The 16,338-nt window shown below is 69.0% G+C and carries 13 protein-coding genes; 4 read left to right on the forward strand and 9 right to left on the reverse strand.

Features of this window, described 5'->3' with window-relative positions; translation table 11 throughout:
* Positions 1-2 precede the first annotated feature (2 nt).
* From ACFVMC_RS13335 to ACFVMC_RS13345, 3 genes are read left to right on the forward strand one after another with little or no spacing between them, the layout of a single operon-like run.
* Positions 3-3,140, forward strand: coding sequence for a type I polyketide synthase (locus ACFVMC_RS13335; RefSeq protein WP_379209923.1), 3,138 nt, complete (start codon positions 3-5; stop codon positions 3,138-3,140).
* Entirely contained in the window at positions 3,137-4,147 is a 1,011-nt protein-coding gene (locus ACFVMC_RS13340; protein WP_379209924.1) for an AfsA-related hotdog domain-containing protein, read from the forward strand. Before ACFVMC_RS13335 ends, ACFVMC_RS13340 begins: the two co-directional genes overlap by 4 nt.
* Positions 4,144-5,460, forward strand: a complete 1,317-nt coding sequence (locus ACFVMC_RS13345) for an FAD-dependent oxidoreductase (RefSeq protein ID WP_379209926.1) — start codon at positions 4,144-4,146, stop codon at positions 5,458-5,460. Before ACFVMC_RS13340 ends, ACFVMC_RS13345 begins: the two co-directional genes overlap by 4 nt.
* Here the strand turns inward: ACFVMC_RS13345 and ACFVMC_RS13350 are convergent.
* The 7 genes from ACFVMC_RS13350 to ACFVMC_RS13380 all read right to left on the reverse strand — a co-directional run bounded on the left by ACFVMC_RS13350 (position 5,434) and on the right by ACFVMC_RS13380 (position 13,665).
* The gene (locus tag ACFVMC_RS13350; protein WP_379209928.1) at positions 5,434-6,705 is read right to left on the reverse strand and encodes a PucR family transcriptional regulator; all 1,272 of its coding nucleotides are present in this window, start codon (positions 6,703-6,705) and stop codon (positions 5,434-5,436) included. The genes ACFVMC_RS13345 and ACFVMC_RS13350 overlap by 27 nt on opposite strands.
* A complete protein-coding gene (locus ACFVMC_RS13355; RefSeq protein ID WP_379209930.1) occupies positions 6,702-7,964 on the reverse strand; it encodes a PucR family transcriptional regulator in 1,263 nt (420 codons plus the stop codon). Before ACFVMC_RS13355 ends, ACFVMC_RS13350 begins: the two co-directional genes overlap by 4 nt.
* A 232-nt stretch (positions 7,965-8,196) precedes the next feature.
* Entirely contained in the window at positions 8,197-9,090 is an 894-nt protein-coding gene (murQ, locus tag ACFVMC_RS13360; protein WP_379209931.1) for an N-acetylmuramic acid 6-phosphate etherase, read from the reverse strand.
* Entirely contained in the window at positions 9,087-9,947 is an 861-nt protein-coding gene (locus tag ACFVMC_RS13365; protein WP_379209932.1) for a MurR/RpiR family transcriptional regulator, read from the reverse strand. Before ACFVMC_RS13365 ends, murQ begins: the two co-directional genes overlap by 4 nt.
* Before the next feature lie 34 nt (positions 9,948-9,981).
* A complete protein-coding gene (locus ACFVMC_RS13370) occupies positions 9,982-11,124 on the reverse strand; it encodes an anhydro-N-acetylmuramic acid kinase (RefSeq protein ID WP_379209933.1) in 1,143 nt (380 codons plus the stop codon).
* Between the two features lie 17 nt (positions 11,125-11,141).
* A complete protein-coding gene (locus ACFVMC_RS13375; RefSeq protein ID WP_379209934.1) occupies positions 11,142-12,668 on the reverse strand; it encodes a sodium:solute symporter in 1,527 nt (508 codons plus the stop codon).
* A gap of 73 nt (positions 12,669-12,741) precedes the next feature.
* Complete coding sequence (locus tag ACFVMC_RS13380; protein WP_379209935.1) at positions 12,742-13,665, reverse strand: N-acetylglucosamine kinase; 924 nt, start codon at positions 13,663-13,665, stop codon at positions 12,742-12,744.
* A 53-nt stretch (positions 13,666-13,718) separates the two neighbouring features.
* Between ACFVMC_RS13380 and ACFVMC_RS13385 the strand changes: the two genes are divergently transcribed.
* Positions 13,719-14,675, forward strand: coding sequence for an aminoglycoside adenylyltransferase domain-containing protein (locus ACFVMC_RS13385; RefSeq protein ID WP_379209937.1), 957 nt, complete (start codon positions 13,719-13,721; stop codon positions 14,673-14,675).
* 176 nt (positions 14,676-14,851) lie between these two features.
* On the opposite strand, the gene ACFVMC_RS13390 is transcribed toward ACFVMC_RS13385, so the two are convergent.
* Positions 14,852-15,814 carry an NAD(P)-dependent alcohol dehydrogenase gene (locus ACFVMC_RS13390; protein ID WP_379209939.1) on the reverse strand — a complete coding sequence of 321 codons (963 nt, stop codon included), beginning with the start codon at positions 15,812-15,814 and terminating at the stop codon, positions 14,852-14,854.
* Between the two features lie 144 nt (positions 15,815-15,958).
* Positions 15,959-16,312: a hypothetical protein gene (locus ACFVMC_RS13395; protein ID WP_379209941.1), complete on the reverse strand. Its 354-nt coding sequence runs from the start codon at positions 16,310-16,312 to the stop codon at positions 15,959-15,961.
* Positions 16,313-16,338: the final 26 nt, after the last annotated feature.

The raw sequence follows: 16,338 nt of genomic DNA on the forward strand, positions 1-16,338 counted from the left end.
CGATGGCGAACGAAGCCGAGCTCCGTGAATACCTGCGCCGGGCGACCAGGCAACTGCGGCAGACCCGACAGCAACTGGCCGAGGAGCGGGCCCGCGCGCACGAGCCGATCGCGATCGTGGGTATGGCGTGCCGCTTTCCCGGAGGCATCGAGAATGCCGACGACTACTGGACCGCACTGCTCGAGGGGCGTGATCTGATCACGACGTTCCCCGGGGATCGTGGCTGGGATATCGAGGCCCTCTACGACCCCGATCCCGACGCTTTCGCGAAATCCTATGTGCGTGAGGGTGGTTTCCTCACCGACCCAGCGGCCTTCGACGCGGGCTTCTTCGGGATCGGCCCGCTCGAGGCCGAAGCGATGGACCCACAGCAACGGCTGCTGCTGGAGGTGGCGTGGGAGGCCGTCGAGCACGCGCGAGTGGATCCGGCGACGTTACGGGGATCGGTGACCGGGGTCTATCTGGGGCTCAGCGACCAGGGCTACGGCTTCGGCGCCACACAGGCCTGGGACGGCGCGGAGACCTATTACTTCACCGGCAACGCCGCGGCCATGGCCGCGGGACGGGTTTCCTACGTGCTCGGCCTGGAAGGTCCGGCCGTCACCCTGGACACCGCGTGTTCGTCGTCGCTCGTCGCGGTTCATCACGCGGCGCGCGCGTTGCGCGGCGGCGAATGCGATATGGCGTTGGCGGGTGGTGTGGCCGTCATGGCCACTCCGGGGCCGTTCGCGCTGTTCTCCCGGCAGCGGGCGCTGGCGCCGGACGGCCGATGCAAGTCCTACTCGTCGAACGCCGACGGTACGGCCTGGGGTGAGGGCGCCGGAATCCTGGTGCTGGAACGACTTTCCGATGCCCGTCGGCTCGCCCACCCGGTCCTCGCGGTGGTGCGTGGCTCCGCGGTGAACGCCGACGGTGCGTCCAACGGGATCACCGCTCCGCGCGGCCTGGCCCAACGGCGGGTGATCGAGAGCGCGTTGGCCGATGCCGGTGTCGAGCCGGCGGAGGTGGATGTGGTCGAAGGCCACGGCACCGGAACGGTGCTCGGCGATCCGGTGGAGGTGCGGGCGCTTCAGGAGACCTACGGCCGTGCGCGCTGCGGCGCGCCGCCATTGCTGCTGGGCTCGGTGAAATCGAATATGGGCCACACACAGTCGGCGGCCGGGGTGGCCGGTCTGATCAAGATGGTGCAAACCCTGCGCCACGGCGTGGTTCCGCCCACCCTGCACGTGGATACTCCCACCCCGCACGCGGACTGGTCCGCCGAAACGATGTGTCTCACTACGCGAGCTCAGCCGCTGTCCGACGGCGAACGGCCGCACCGGGGTGCGGTGTCCTCCTTCGGGATCAGCGGGACCAATGCGCATGTGATCGTCGAGGAAGCCGGCCCGGGAAGCGAGCTCGCGGTGACCGGTCCCGTGTCCGGCGGCGGGGAGTTCGGCGCTGTGCCCTGGGTGCTGTCCGCGAAGACATCCGATGCGCTGTGTGGCCAAGCGGCTCGACTGCTCGCGCGCTGTACGGCGGATCCGAAGGGTGATCCGGTCGATATCGGGCACGCGCTCGCCACCACCCGCACGACCTTCGAGCACCGCGCGGTCGTGCTGGGCGCGTCCCCGGACCGGCTCCTCGACGGACTCGCGGCCCTCCGGGATGGCAGGCACTCGGCGACGGTCGTCCGAGCCGTGGGCGCCATCCGTGGCCGGGTGGCCCTGCTCATTCCTGGTCAGGGTACGCAGCGTGCCGGCATGGGGAGGCAGCTCTATCGGCGTTACGGCGTCTTCGCGGAGACCTTCGATCGTGTCTGCGACGCGTTCGCCGCGCATCTGGAGCACCCGCTGCGCGCCGTCGTGTTCGACGACGCCGAGGGACTGCTCGCGCGTACCGAGTACACCCAGCCCGCTGTCTTCGCCGTGACGGTTTCGCTGTTCCGCACGCTCGAAGCCTGGGGCCTGCGAACGGATTTCGTCATCGGCCACTCGATCGGCGAGTTGGCCGCGGCCCATGTCTGCGGGGCGCTGGACCTCCCCGATGCGGTGTCACTGGTGGCGGCTCGCGCCCGCGCGATGCGGGATATGCCGCCCGGCGCGATGATTTCGGTGCGCGGCACGGTCGCCGAGGTTCGCGCGTCCCTGTCCGGCTACGCTGCGGTGGCCGCCGTCGCCGCGGACAACGCACCGAATGCGACCGTGGTCTCGGGTGATCCCGCGGCGATCGACGCGATAGCCGGATACTGGCGCCGGCAGGGTCGGCGGGTGCGGCCGCTGGCTGTCGATCGGGCCTTCCACTCGCCCCAGGTCGAGGCGATTCTCCCGGACCTGTCGCGCGCCGCCGCGGCGGTGCGGCCGCGCGAGCCGCGAATCCCCTTGGTGTCCACGGTAACCGGCGACATCGCGGCGCCCGGTCTGTTGACCGCGACCGGCTACTGGCCCCGCCACGCTCGCGAACCGGTCGAATTCCAGCGCGCCGTGCGCACCGCCTACGCCGCAGGAGTGCGAACATTCCTCGAGATCGGCTACGGAGACACGCTCTGCGCGCTGGTACGCGAAACGCTGGCCGACGCGGATGTCAGCGCGCTGCCGCTGCTGCGGCCGGGTGCGGAGGAAACAGCCTGCGCGCTGCACGGCCTCGCCGGCGCGTGGGTGCACGGGGCAGAGGTGACGTGGGCCAAGGTCTTCGACGGCGTCCCGGTTCGGCCGGCGGACCTGCCCACCTATGCGTTCCAACGACGCGACTACTGGGTGCGCACCGACGCCACGGTCCTGGAACGCCTGCTCGGGGCAGCGGGCAGCGCGCTGGCCGGGCCCGGTCCCGGGCAGGCAGCGCAGGTGGCAGCTCCGCACGCCACTCGGGACAGTGTCGAAGTCGGTGAACGGGAAGAGTTCGCTCTTCGATTGGTGCTGGCCCGGATTCGCGAGATCCTGATCGATATCCGCGAGGAGGACATCGCACTCGACGCGACGATTCTCGAGATCGGGCTCACGTCGTTGTCCGCGCTCGAGCTGCGGAGCCGGATCAACGCCGCGGCGGGCACCTCGATCACGGTCGAGGACCTGTTCACACATCCGACGCCGCGCGCTTTGGCGACGTTGCTCGTCGGCGAGATGTGGGGTGCCACAGCGGATTCGGCGGCGGTGCTCACGTGACCGGTTCCTGGACCAGCTCACCTGCCGGACGCGGCGACGGACTGTCCTTCGAACAGCTCGTGCCGCGTGCGCTGGCGCACCGTCGCGCGCTGGCCGAGGTATTCGTCGCCGATACCGCGCCCGTCGGGGACAACGAATTCCTCGCCGCGATACAACTGCCGCGCGCGCACTCCCTGTGGTTCGACCGATCGGTCGAGTACCACGATCCGATGGCCGCGCTGGAGGCTGTCCGGCAATCGCTGCTGGTCATCGGACAGCGACATCTGGGTGTCCCCGGTGACGCGCAGGCGACATTGCAGCACCTGCGCTTCGAGGTCGAAGATCTCAGCGCCTTCCGGGACAACGAGCGCGAACCGCTCGAGGGGGTGGTCCGATTGCGCCCCGATGGAGACGACGCGACCCTGTCCTACTTCCGGAACCAGTCTTTCGAAGCGGTCCTGACGATCGCCGGGGCGCGCGCACTGACCGTGCACGGCAGCGGAATCACCTTCCCGCGCGCCGTGTACGACGATTTCCGGGACTGGCAGCGCCGACAACAGCCGTCGCCACCGCCGAACGGCTGCCCGGGTCATCTGACGCTGGAACCCGATCGGGTCGGCCGCCGCGATCCACGCAATGTGGTGCTCGCGCACACCGCCGCCGCACCGCACGACCTGATCGTGGTGGCCGATCGCCGGCATCCCAGCTTCTTCGACCACCCCTACGACCATCTGCCCGGGCCTCTCATGCTCGAGGTGTTTCGCCAGGCCGCGCTGTACACCGCGACCACAGCGGATGCCCTGCCCACGCCGCTGGCGATGCCCACCGCCGTCACAGCCGAACTGAGCAGCTTCGCAGAGCTCGACGCCGACGTGTCCTGTACCGCGGTGCTGGCCGGGGACCTCGCGTTCGGTGAGATCGCCGTGCGGGTCGAGTTGCATCAGCACGGCACTCGAATAGCCACAGCCCGAGTCGAATTGACGCCCTACCCGGGCGGGACGCAGCGGGAAGGGATGGGAACACTGTGACCGGACAACGTTTCGCCGTGGTCGGCGGCGGTTTCTCGGGAATCGCCGCCGCGCACCACCTGCGGTGCGCAGGCCATGAGGTCGAGCTGTTCGAGCGCGACGACGTGCTCGGCGGTCGATGCGGTCCCGACCGGCTCGGTGAGCGTCCGATCATGCTGGGGGGCAAGAATATCGGGCGTCGATACCACGAGTTACGCGCATTCGTCGCCGAGGCGGGGCCGTACGAGTACGAGCCCTTCGGCATCAACTCCGCGCAGATCATCGACGGCAGACCACGCACTCTCGACAACCCGGGGGTGCTCGCGCTGATCCGGCACCTGCTCCGGCTCGGTTCGCCCGCGGATGTCGCCAAGATGCTGACTGTCGGGGCGCTGGTCCGGCTGGACGAGCGGAACCGATATCTCGGCACGGAAGTCTTCGACCGCATCGGTCTGGCCGCCGACGGAAGGGCGCTCGACCACCACTTCACCGGTGACTTCACCCGCGATGTGGTGCGTCCGCTGTCCTTGCGGCTCAACGCCGCCGAGCCGGACGAGGTGTTCATGGGCGCGTTCGGCGTGAGTTTGGGAATGGTGATGGACCGCTACGACCAGCTCGTCGAGGGGATTCAGCCGGTGCTGGATTGGTTCGCCGGTCGCGTCACCGTCCGATTGCGTACGCCGGTGCGAGAAGTCCTGATCCGGGACGGACGCGTCCGGGGGCTGATGCTGGGCGAGAACGGGACGTCTGCCCGGCTGCGGGAATTCGACGCTGTGGTGGTCGCGACACCCGCGTGGGCCGCGGCCCGCTTGCTGGAATTCGGGCTGCCTGCCCTGGGCTCGTTACTGGACTCGGTGCGCTACTTCCCGTCGACGGTCGCCGTCGTGCGGTACGCGCGACCGTTCTTCGGTTCCGAGATACGTTCCCTGGCACTGGATTCCGGACCGTGCAGCGCGGTGGGGGTCTACGGTGCCAACGATCGCGATATCGTCCGCTATACCTTCAGCGGGCGTGCGGCCCGGCCACTGCCGGAGCGGAATGTGCTCGATGGCTGGATCGAGGAGGCGGAGTCGCGGGTCCGCCGTGACCTCGGTCTGGCCGAGGTCCCGCGGCTCGAGGTCCGGTCGCGCGGCTGGTCGGCGGCGCACTGCGCATACGTTCCCTACGGCAGCCGCTTTCGGGCAGGAGTACGGGAGAGCCTGGCCACTGTCACCGGGTTGCAGCTCGCGGGGGACTACCTGGCGGGCGCGCAGTTGGAAGCCTGCTTTCGGAGCGGCCGGCTGGCCGCCGAACAGCTGCTCGAGCGTTCAGGACGCGCGCCGATCATGCGGTAGATCCGCCGCCAGCATCGCCACCCGGGCCCGCAGAATCCCCTCCGCCGTCGTGAGATCGAGCCCGGTCACCGCGGCGACTCGGCGCAGCCGGTAGTCGACGGTGTTCGGATGCACGTTCAGCCGTCGCCCGGCCGCCTTGCGATTCAACCCGGCGGCGACATAGGCCCGCAGGGTCGCCATCAATTCGGGGTGTGGCTCCAAGGGCGCCAGCACATCGGCGAGCTGGTCTCGGGCAGGCCCGGGACGGGTCAGCTGATACTCGATGGCGAGATCGGCGAGCCGATACAACCCGGCCGATCGCCCCATGCCCCGCACCAGATCGAGCAGTTCGTGCGCGTCCTCGGCGGCGGCCGGAATGAGTTCGGTGCTGGTGTCGACAACGGTCGCGGTGAGTTCGACTTCGGCGGCCGCGCTGAGAATTTCGAGCGTCTCGCCGGTGAGTCGCGGCAGCTCGGGATCGAGCGGAATCAGCAGCGTCCCACCCTGTGGATTCAACAACGCCAGCGCGTGGGAATCGAAGGCGCCGGCCAGACCGGCCTGCACCCGCCGGAGTTTGCGGCGCGCGGCGATCCGCGGGTCGACGCGGGGATTTCGCTCATCGGGGTGGCGCGGAATCATCACCGCGGCGACCTGATACGAATCGTGGACCCGGATGCCGGTGGTCCGGGCGATCGACGTGACGCCGTGCCCGCTGAGCAACGCCGAAACCAGTGCCTGCATGCTCGTCTGGTGCTCGCGCGCCACCTCCCGCTGTTCGTCCGCGTACGCCGCGGCCACCGCGGTGTTGATCGCTTGGAGCAGCTGCAGGACCAGGCGGGTACCCGCGACCACCTCGGCGAGGTCGTCGGCCGTGACATGTCCGATGACGAGATCGAAACCGATGCGGAAACCCTCGTAGTAGGTGCCGATGATCGTCTCCAGCGGGACGCCTTCGCGCGCCCACTGGGCCGAGGCGGTTCGGACAGCGGCGAGCTGCGAATCGGTGGGCGGACGACGCGAGTCCAGCATCTCCCGGACCAGCACGAGGCAGTCGCGGGTGATCGAGGTGACGTCTCCGTGCAGCTCCTCACCGGGAAGCGTGCCGCACGGCACGACGTTGGTGGCGAAATGGGTGACCATTTCCGTTGCCAGGGAATGGAGTTCGCCCAGGAACGCCGAGGCGGCCCGGCCGCCCGAGATGCCGATCGGTGCGATCCGGCGGTCGAGAATCGAATCGATCGCCAGGTCGTTCTGCCCTGCGCTCACTCGGCGGCCTGGGTTCGGGCCACCAGAGCCGAGCGCAGGTGCCAGAGCCCGGAACTCTTCGCGGGGTCGATCCCGGTCAGCTGCGCTATTCGACGCAGCCGGTAGTCCACGGTGTTGGTGTGCACGTGCATGGCTCGGGCTGTGAGCCTGCGGTTCAGGTCGTTGGCGATGTGGCACCGCAGTGTTTCGAGAAGTTCGGGATGCTCGTCCAGGGGGGCCAGGAGCGAGCCGAGGTGCTCGCGTCCGGGCCCCGGGCGCGTGAGCTGGAATTCCAATGCCAGGTCGTCGAAGCGGTAGAGCCCGCCCGGGCAGTGCATCTGCTGGGCCATGTCGAGGAGTTCGTGGGCCTGATCGGCGGCGGTAGGGATCGTACGGGCGGCGACGGTCAGCGTGGTCGCCACGATCGCGACACCGGCCGCCGACGACAGCCGGCCGATCAGTTCGTCGAGGTCCGCGGCGGGGGTGGTCTCGGGGATCAGGATGGTGCCGCCATCGACACTGAGCAGGGAGAGGGCCTTGTCGCCACAGCGGATCGCGAGTTCGGCCTGCACCCTGCGGAGCTTTCGGCGCGCCACCACCTTCCCGTCGAGCCTGGTGTCGGATTCCTCGGGGTGCGGCGGAATAGCCAGTGCCAGCACGGCGTACGAGCCGGCCACCTGGATTCCGCATTCGCGGGCCATGGTCGAGGTCGGATGTCCGGCGAGCAGGGCAGAGGTGAGGGTGTGCACCGCGGTGTGGTGCTCGCTGACCACCGCGCGCAGTTCGCGCACATACGCCAGCGAGACGGCGGTCGTCATCCGATTGAGGATTTCCACGCCGAGTTTGACCCCGTCGATCAGGCTGCCGTAATCCGCTTTCGTGAGCACCAGCAGGTCGTCGTCCGTTCCGGGGCGGCCGGCCGAGGCGTTGGCGGCGACGACCAGATCCACGCCGATCTTGAAGCCCTCGTGGATGGCGTGGTGGATCGTATCGATGGGTACGCCCTCACGGGCCCAGCGGGCGGCGGCGTCCTGCAGCCGCTGGATCTTGGTGGGCAGATTCCGGCCGTCGAGCATGCTCACCGCCAGCTCGAGACAGATCCGGGTGATGCTGGTGACGTCACCGCGGATCGCCTCGCCCGGCAGCGTTCCGCACGGCACCACATTCTCGACGAAATGCCCGACCATGTGCCGTGCCAGTCCGCGGACGTCCTGCAATGGCTGCGACATCGGCTTTCCGGACATGGTCAGCCCCGGCCTGTCCTCGCTCGTGACCGTCATCGACGACTCCTTTTCCGTCTCGACAACACCTGCTCCGTCGGCTCTACAGGCTGCGTCACGGCAATGAGCCCGTGAACAGATTCGATCAACTGCTTGGAGATTTCACATGGACGCCCGGAATGAACTGGGTCACGTCACCAATGTCCTGGATATGGCGGAAAACGGGCGCGGCGGATCTAGGAATTCGCCCAGTGCCCCAGGCCGGGAGCCGGGAGACGACAGCGCGGCCGAGTCAGCCGATCGCCGGTCGAACGAATCCGTTCGACCGGGCCAGGAGCGTACCGGCGGTCACGGCGTCGACTCCGGCCAATTGCATGACGATGGCGGTTTTGGCATGGCCGCCCGCGGCCTCGAGGACAGCGGTGGCGGTGGGGAGGTCGACGCCGGTCGCCTCGGCGACGATGCGGCGGGCGCGGTCGACGAGTTTGGCGTTGGTCGGATGCAGGTCCACCATGAGGTTGCCGTAGACCTTGCCGTCCTGGACCATGGTCGCCGTCGTGAGCATATTGCAGACCAGTTTCTGCGCGGTGCCGGCCTTGAGCCGGGTGGAACCGGTCAGGACCTCCGGGCCGGTCTCGATCTCGATGGCCACGTCGGCGTGGGCGCTGGTCTCGGCGTTGCGATTACAGGAGATCGCGATCGTGGTGGCGCCGACGGTGCGCCCGTAGCGCAGCGCTGCGAGGGTGTAGGGGGTGCGGCCGCTCGCGGCCAGACCTACCACGGCGTCGGCGGCGGTGAGATGCACTGCGGCCAGGTCGCTTTCGGCCTGTCGCGGATCGTCCTCCGCGCCTTCGACGGCACGGGTGAGGGCGTCCGGGCCGCCCGCGATGAGGCCGAGCACCTCGCCGGGGGCGATGCCGAAGGTGGGCGGGCATTCGACCGAGTCGAGGACGCCGAGCCGGCCGCTGGTACCGGCCCCGATATAGATCAGCCGGCCACCGCGACGCCTGGCGTCGACGATGCGTTCGACCGCCCGGGTGATCTGCGGAATCGCTTGCGCCACAGCTGATGTCACTCTCGCGTCCTCGGCGTTCATGGTGCGCAGCAACTCCTCGATCGGCATCGAATCGAGCCGGGCGGTGCGCGGATTGGCGAGTTCGGTGGACAGCGCCGCGATCCGGCTCATCGAACCTCCTTCTTCCGGCGATCCGCGACCGCGTCGTAGGTACGATGCAAGGCGGCATGGGCGGACGGAATACGTTGCAGGACACCGACATAGAGCGCATCGACGACGAGTAGCTGACTCATCCGGCTGGCCAGGGCGGCGGAGCGGAAACCGTCCTCCCGTCCGGCGACGAGCACGGTGTGCCGCGCCGCGCGTGCCAGTTTCGACCGGCTGCCCGCCGTCACGGCGACCGCGGTCGCCTCCCCGGCGTGTTCGACCGCCTCGACGACGGCGGCGGTCTCACCGGAATGGGAGAAGGCGACGATCACGTCACCCGGCTCGAGCAGGCTGGCCTGCACCAGCGCGTCGTCCTCGGAAGTACATGCGGTGCACCACATTCCGATCCGGGTCAGTTTCTGCGCCATGTCCATGGCGACCAGCCCGGACGCGCCGATACCCACCAGTTGCACGCGCCGCGCCCCGACCAGCGCCTCGACGACGGCCTGCATGCTCGCCGGGTCGGCGAGTTCCGCGGTGGCCAGCATCCCCTCGGTCTCGAACGCGGTCAGTTTGTGCAGCACCTTCGACAGCTCGTCGTCGGCGGCGATATCGGTGGCGAACACCGGAGTTCCGGCGTCGGTGCCGGTGGCCGCCAGCGCGAGGCGCAGCTGTGGATAGCCGTCGTAGCCGAGCGTCTTGGCCAGCCGCACCACCGCGGAAGTGCTGGTGGCGGACCGCTGCGCGAGCTGGTGCACGGTCAGCTGCGCGACCCCGGAGGGATCCTGCTGGATCACCCGCGCGACCTTCAGCCCGCTGGGCGGCAGCCGCGGGATCGCCGCGAGCAGCCGGGTGCGGACATCGTCCGCCGTGGCGCTCATATCCGCGCCTCGCACCGGCGCGTGATCCGCGCGCTCATGCCCGCACCGTCAATCGCCGAGGTGGCGTGGCCGGTGTCGCGGGTAGGGCGAATCCGGCCGCGCCGGGGGTGATCGAGCCCAGCACGCCGGCGTGTGCGGCGCCGGTGCAGGCCGGATGGCTGCCGGTGAGCCCGTGCGCGGTGAGGAAGCCGAGGACGGCGAACGCGGTGGCCTCCTTCGCCGCCGAAGGCAGGCCGAGTTCGTCGGAGGTGCGCAGCCGCGCCGGGCCCAGCCGCTCGCGCAGCATCGCCAGCAGCACCGGATTGCGGATCCCGCCGCCCGAGGCGATCACCTCGGTGGGTGCGAAGGGTTCGAGCGCGGTGGCGATGGTGTGTGCGGTCGAGGCGGTCACAGTGGCGACGATATCGTCGGGCGCGAGCGCGTGGCCACGCAACACGCGCTCGAGGTAGTCGCGGTTGAACAGCTCCTTGCCGGTGGACTTGGGTGCGTGCCCGGCGTAATACGGTTCGGCGAGAAGTTGTTTCAGCAGTTCGCCGTCGACGCTGCCGCGTTCGGCGCGGGCGCCAGCGCGGTCGAAGTGCTCGACGTCACCGGTGGCGCGGGCGACCGCGGCATCGATCAGCGCGTTACCCGGTCCGGTGTCGAACGCGACCGGGGAAGCGCCGGTGAGGGTCACGTTCGCGATGCCGCCGATATTGAGCGCGGCCGCGCGGCCCGGCCGTCCGGCCAGCCACAGCACGTCGAACAACCCGACCAGCGGCGCGCCCTGACCGCCCGCGGCGATGTCACGGGACCGGAAATCGCTCACCACCGGCAGGCCGGTCCGTTCGGCGATCCAGGCGGGCTGACCGAGTTGGAGTGTGCCGTGCACCGTGCCGCCGGATACCCAGTGATAGACCGTCTGCCCGTGCGAGGCGACGAGATCGGCTGCACCGCCGAAGAATTCGGTGTTCGCGTCGGCGGCGACCGCGGCGAAGGCCCGGCCGATCCCGGTGTCCAGGCGGCATACCGCGGCCATGTCGACCGGTCCCGGCGGCAACGCCGCGATCAGGTCCGCGCGTAGTGGCTCGGGGTAGGGCCGGCTCAGCAGACCCGCGAGGCGGACCTCCAGGGTGTCCGCGCGCAGCCGGATGTCCACGCCCGCCGCGTCGATCGCGTCGTGCGAGGTCCCCGACATCAACCCGATGACGCGCATCAGGCGACCGCCACGGGGTCCGGCTCGGTGGCGGCGGGCGCGGGATGCGAGCGCGAGCTGATCCCGCCGACGACCAGCGTGACGAGCACGCCGATCGGCACCAGCCACTGCGCGGCGATGCCCTTCTCGACGACCTTCCCGGCCACCGTCACATCGATCTTGATCACGCGCACCACGAACGTCATCACGAGCACGGTGACCACGAAGGCGATAATCGCGTCGAACTGATTGGCGCGCTTGACGATCCGGCCGAGCAGGAACGCGCCGAGCAGGGCGCCGTAGGTGTATCCGGCGATGGTCAGCGCGGTGAGGTACACATTGCCGGTGGTCGCGCTGAACCCCATCGCGAACAGCGCCATCAGCACGGCCCACACCAGCGTCATGACGCGCGCCAGGCGCAGCATGGACGCGTCGGAGATCTCCGTGCGGCTGAAACTTCGAATGATGTCCGCGACAGTCGAATTCGCCATCGAGTTCAGCGCCGCGGACAACGATCCCATGGCCGCGCCGAGAATGCCCGCGACCAGCAGTCCGGAGATCACGACCGGCAGCCCGTGCAGGATGAAGTCGGGGTAGAAACCGTCCGCGCTGGTCAGGCCGAGCTCCTTGGGCGACTTGCCGTCGTTGTAGGACCACAGCAGCGCACCGACCAGGGAGAAAGCCGCGAACTGCACCGCCACGAAGACCCCGGAGGCGATCATCGCCTTCTGACTGTCGCGCAGTGATCGCGTCGCCAGGATGCGCTGCACGATCAGCTGGTCGGAGCCGTGCGAGGCCATGGCGAAGATGGCGCCGCCCAGGATCGCGGTCGGCAGGGCGAAGGTGCTGGTGAGTATGTGTGCGAGGTCGAAATCGGTGTCGAAGACGCGGAACTTGCCCGCCTGCAACGCATCCGCGTAGCCGTCGACGCCGACCTTGCCGGTGAGCACGCAGATCGCGATGACCGCGCCGAGCAGGTACAGGCCCATTTGCAGTGCGTCGGTCCAGATGACGGCCTTGATGCCGCCGAGGTAGGTGTAGACCACGGTCACCAGGGTCAGCGCGATGATGATGACGTCGTAGCCGATAGTGAGGCCGAACTCGCTGAGCAGCAACTTGATCGGGATGGCGGAGGCGAACAGCCGCACCCCTTCGGCGAGCAGCCGGGTGAAGACGAACGTCACGGCCGCGACCCCCTGGAGATAGCGGCCGAAACGCAGTTCGAGGTACTGGTAGGCGCTGACGAAACCGCCGCGCTTGTACAGCGGGATCAGCACCACGGCGACGACCGTGCGCCCGATGATGTAGCCGATGGCCAGCTCGACATTGCCGAAACCCTGGTCGGTGTAGGCGCCGCCGGGAATGGAGATGACGGTGAGCACGCTGGTCTCGGTGGCCACGACCGAGAAACACACTGTCCACCAAGGCATTCGGCTCTCGCCGACGAAGTAGTCGGTACTGGATTTCTGCTTGCCGGACAGCCGTAGGCCGATCCACGCGACGGTGATCAGATAGATGACGATGACGGCGAGATTGAGTGCGTTCATCGCAGCTCCCCGGTGACGCGGTGGATCGATTGCAAGTAAGTGTCAGATGTCACATGAATGCTGTCAATATGTGTCAGCGAATTCTGGTGATCAGTGTTTCCAGCGCGGTGCTGGTGTCGACGGCCAGCAGTGCGGCACCGTCGATCGATGAGCCGAGGGGAGTGCGCCGGTCGGTGGCGTGCGCGATCACGCGATCGAGTGGATCCAGCAGCGTCGCACCCAGATTGATCAAGCCGCCGGTCAGCGCGCAGGGCACCGGTCGCCGGAGCCCGGACCGCTCGACCGCGGCCAGCACCGAACGGCCCAGGGCCCGGCCCGCCGCAGTCATGATGGCCGCGGCGGTCGCATCGGTCGGGGCCGCCGCCGCCACATCGGGTGCGAACCGTGCGGCGGTCGAGGCCGAATTCTCTTGCTGCCCGAGAAATCTCGGCAGGTCGCCCGGGCCGATGTCGTACCGGGAGCCGACGGCCTCGACCAGCGCCGTGCCCGGTGCGCGCCCGTCGTGCGCGCGCAACGCCGCCCGCAAACCCTCGAGACCGATCCATCCGCCGCTGCCCTCGTCGCCCAGCAGCGGACCCCAGCCGTCGACCCGGGTGAAACATCCCGCGTCGTCGACCGCGGTCACGACGGCTCCGGTACCGGCAGCGAGCACGACACCGGGCGCGCCACCGAGCGCCCCGGCATGCGCGGTCACCGCATCGGAGGTCATGGCTACCGCGCGTACGCCCGCGAGTCCGGCCAGCCGCCGGGCCAGCCGTGCGGCCGCCTCCGGCGCGGACGCGGCTCCCGCGGCCCCGACCGACAGCGCGAAATCCGTTGCCGGCGCGATCTGCTCGACCACGGCCCGAATCGCGCGCTCAGCGGTGTCGACGCCCGTCGCAGCGGCCACACCGGGCGCACCCGCCCCTTCGGCGAAGCGCCGCTGCCGCCCGTCGCTGCGCAGCGAGCCCCGGCAGCCGGTCTTTCCGAGATCGATCGCAAGCACGTCGCCGGTCATGGTCGACTATGGTCGCAGGTAAGCCGAGCCGCCAACAGCTTTCACGATTTTCGGTGCCGATCGCGCGCAACAGTCCTCAGCTCTGCTCGGCGCGCATCGGCCGCCGCCGATGCCGCGGCACCGCCACGGTGTCCAAGGCGCTGTGCCGTGACCTCGACGGCCGGGATACTGGCCGGATGACCCGCGCACTCCTCGACCCCGCCGCAGTTCCCTCCGAATTGCGGCCTTACCTGGAGGAACTCGTTCAACGCACCCGCACGATCTGTGGCCCCCATCTCCTGAGTGTGTTCGCGGTCGGGTCGATCGCGCTCGGGGATTACCGCCACGGGCGCAGCGACGTCGACGTGAACGTGGTCGTGCGGCCGCCTGTTACCGGCGAGGTCGTGCGCGAGCTGGCCGAATCGCTGGCCCATGCGGCGTTGCCGTGCCCTGCGGCAGGTCTGGAACTTGTCGTCTACGACTCGTCTTTCGCCGAGCGGCCTTCCGATCGCGCCGGGTACCTGCTGGATCTCAACACCGGGCCGCTACTGCCGGACCGCGCCGATTTCGATCCCGCGTCGGCACCGGCATTCTGGTACGTCATCGATCGCTCGATCGCCTGCCAGGCCGGACGTGTCCTGCACGGGCGTCCGGTGCGCCAGGTGCTCGCCGCACCATCCCAGCGCGATCTCATCGCAGCGATCCTGGCCTCGGTGCGTGAGCACGCCACCGGCGTCGGCCACCTGACCGACAATCAGGTCCTCAACGGCTGTCGCTCTGTCGTCTACTGCCGCACAGGCCGGTGGTTCGCCAAACGTGAGTCCGCCCAACTGATCTCGGAATCGGAACCGCAATTCCGTCCCCTCCTCGAAACCGCGGTGCGCAGCTTCGAGCGCCCACGCACGGCAGCGCTCGACCTGCCCGCCACACACGTACGGACCTTCCTGGCATGGGTCCGCGACCGTGTCGAAGAAGCCGCCGCGAGTGCCGAAAGGGAATCGGGCGACAGCCGTTGTCAGCGCGGGCAGTAGCTGCCGTCGTAGATGTGGACCACGTAGTCGGGCGCGGCGACCGCCACGGTCAGCATGGTCGATCTGATTCCCATGGTGTCCTCCTCGAGGGGGCGGAGGACACACCCGGCAAGCAGCCCTCTGTGGAGCGATTCGCTATGCCCCGGTCGAACCAGGGCCCCGGACGAAGCCTGCACTCAGCCCGTACCGCGGATCTCGACCACCGCTTTGCCCAGGGCGTGCCCAGCGCCGACATGCGCCAGCGCGGCCGCGGTCTTGTCGAGGGGAAAGCTGCGGTCGATGTGGATATCGATCCGGCCGGCGACACACAGGTCCGCGAGTGGTGTGAAGTGCGTGGGTCCTTCTCGCACCGCGAGGACACCGAGGCGGCGGCCGGTCAGCAACCCGGCGACCGCGCCGACCGTCGTCGTCCGCAGCAATGCGCGGGTGGTGCCGCCGACGCAACGGTAGCGGCCGCCGCGTGCGAGCGACCGGCGACAGGCGAAGACCGACCGGTGGGCGACGAGGTCGAGTATCCGGTCGTAGGGGCCGGTTCGGGTGAAGTCCCCGGCCCGATAGTCGATGACCTCGTCGGCGCCGAGCGTGCGCATGAACGCCAGTTTGGCCGCGTTGTCCACTCCGGTCACGTGCGCTCCCGCGCGCTTGGCCAACTGGATCGCGAATGCGCCGGAGCCCCCGCCCGCACCGTTGATCAGCACCGACATTCCGGCGGTGATATCGGCGGTGCCCTGTAGCGCGATTGCGGCTGCCTGCGGCAGGGCCGATGCCTCGGCGAAGCTCAGGGACGCAGGTTTACCGGCCAGCGCCGATTCGGGTGCCACCGCGTATTCCGCGAAACCGCCTTTGAGCGCGAGATTGTCGCCGTAGACCGCATCGCCCGGCGCGAACCGGGTGACCTCGGAGCCGACCGCCTCGACCCGGCCGGCGATATCGGATCCGAGAACCGGGCGTCTCGGTGCCCGGAGCCCTCCGATGCGTGAATACAGCGGCGTCCCTAGCAGCGTCTCCCAATCGGAGAGGTTGATCGAGGTCGCGTGCACCTGGACGAGCACCTGTTTCGGCCCGGGAGAAGGCACGGGGATCTCCGCGATCGACAGCACCTCGGGACCGCCGTAGCGGTCGTACACGACAGCTCTCACGTGAGGCCGACATGAAATAGCGAACGACGTTGCGGCACAACGCGAAGTCTAGCCGGAGCAGCCTCGCACGAAGGGGCGAACAGCGCCGCCTGGTGCGCGGGCTCTTCGATCGAATCGCCGCGCCCGGGAAGCATCGGAGACCGGTCAGCGGTGGGGCGTCAGCGTGATCGAGCCGATCACCGCTCCACCGAAAAACGCCGGTCCCTGGTATCCGCCGTGTCCGTCGTCGATCAGGACGACTCGGTGGCCGGGGAACAGGTCCACGTAGCCACCGTCGGGTGTCGGGTGAATGGGGTAGCTCCCGATGAGGACCAGGTGGCCGTCCGCGACGCGTGCGTCGCGTTGCAGGAGCACGATGCCGGAGGACCAGGTGGTGGAGGTGTAGGAGCCCGGTTCGACCTCGGCGGATGCTTGGCCGGCGCCGAAGAGCACGGTGGCGCCGGCGGCCACGGCGATCGCGGCAGAACGGACTATCGCTGGACCGGTGGCTATAGACATCGTCGGCTCCTGTCGCCTCGGATCAC

Origin of the sequence: Nocardia sp. NPDC127579, assembly GCF_042672005.1 — a bacterium.
Lineage (GTDB): Bacteria > Actinomycetota > Actinomycetes > Mycobacteriales > Mycobacteriaceae > Nocardia.

What these genes read in the sequence shown, in the direction of transcription:
- ACFVMC_RS13365 (WP_379209932.1), bottom strand. Translation starts at nt 9,947, where the DNA reads ATGAGCGCCACGGCGGACGATGTCCGCACCCGGCTGCTCGCGGCGATC.
- ACFVMC_RS13355 (WP_379209930.1), bottom strand. Translation starts at nt 7,964, where the DNA reads ATGACGGTCACGAGCGAGGACAGGCCGGGGCTGACCATGTCCGGAAAG.
- ACFVMC_RS13370 (WP_379209933.1), bottom strand. Translation starts at nt 11,124, where the DNA reads ATGTCGGGGACCTCGCACGACGCGATCGACGCGGCGGGCGTGGACATC.
- ACFVMC_RS13375 (WP_379209934.1), bottom strand. Translation starts at nt 12,668, where the DNA reads ATGAACGCACTCAATCTCGCCGTCATCGTCATCTATCTGATCACCGTC.
- murQ (WP_379209931.1), bottom strand. Translation starts at nt 9,090, where the DNA reads ATGAGCCGGATCGCGGCGCTGTCCACCGAACTCGCCAATCCGCGCACC.
- ACFVMC_RS13335 (WP_379209923.1), top strand. Translation starts at nt 3, where the DNA reads ATGGCGAACGAAGCCGAGCTCCGTGAATACCTGCGCCGGGCGACCAGG.
- ACFVMC_RS13380 (WP_379209935.1), bottom strand. Translation starts at nt 13,665, where the DNA reads ATGACCGGCGACGTGCTTGCGATCGATCTCGGAAAGACCGGCTGCCGG.
- ACFVMC_RS13395 (WP_379209941.1), bottom strand. Translation starts at nt 16,312, where the DNA reads ATGTCTATAGCCACCGGTCCAGCGATAGTCCGTTCTGCCGCGATCGCC.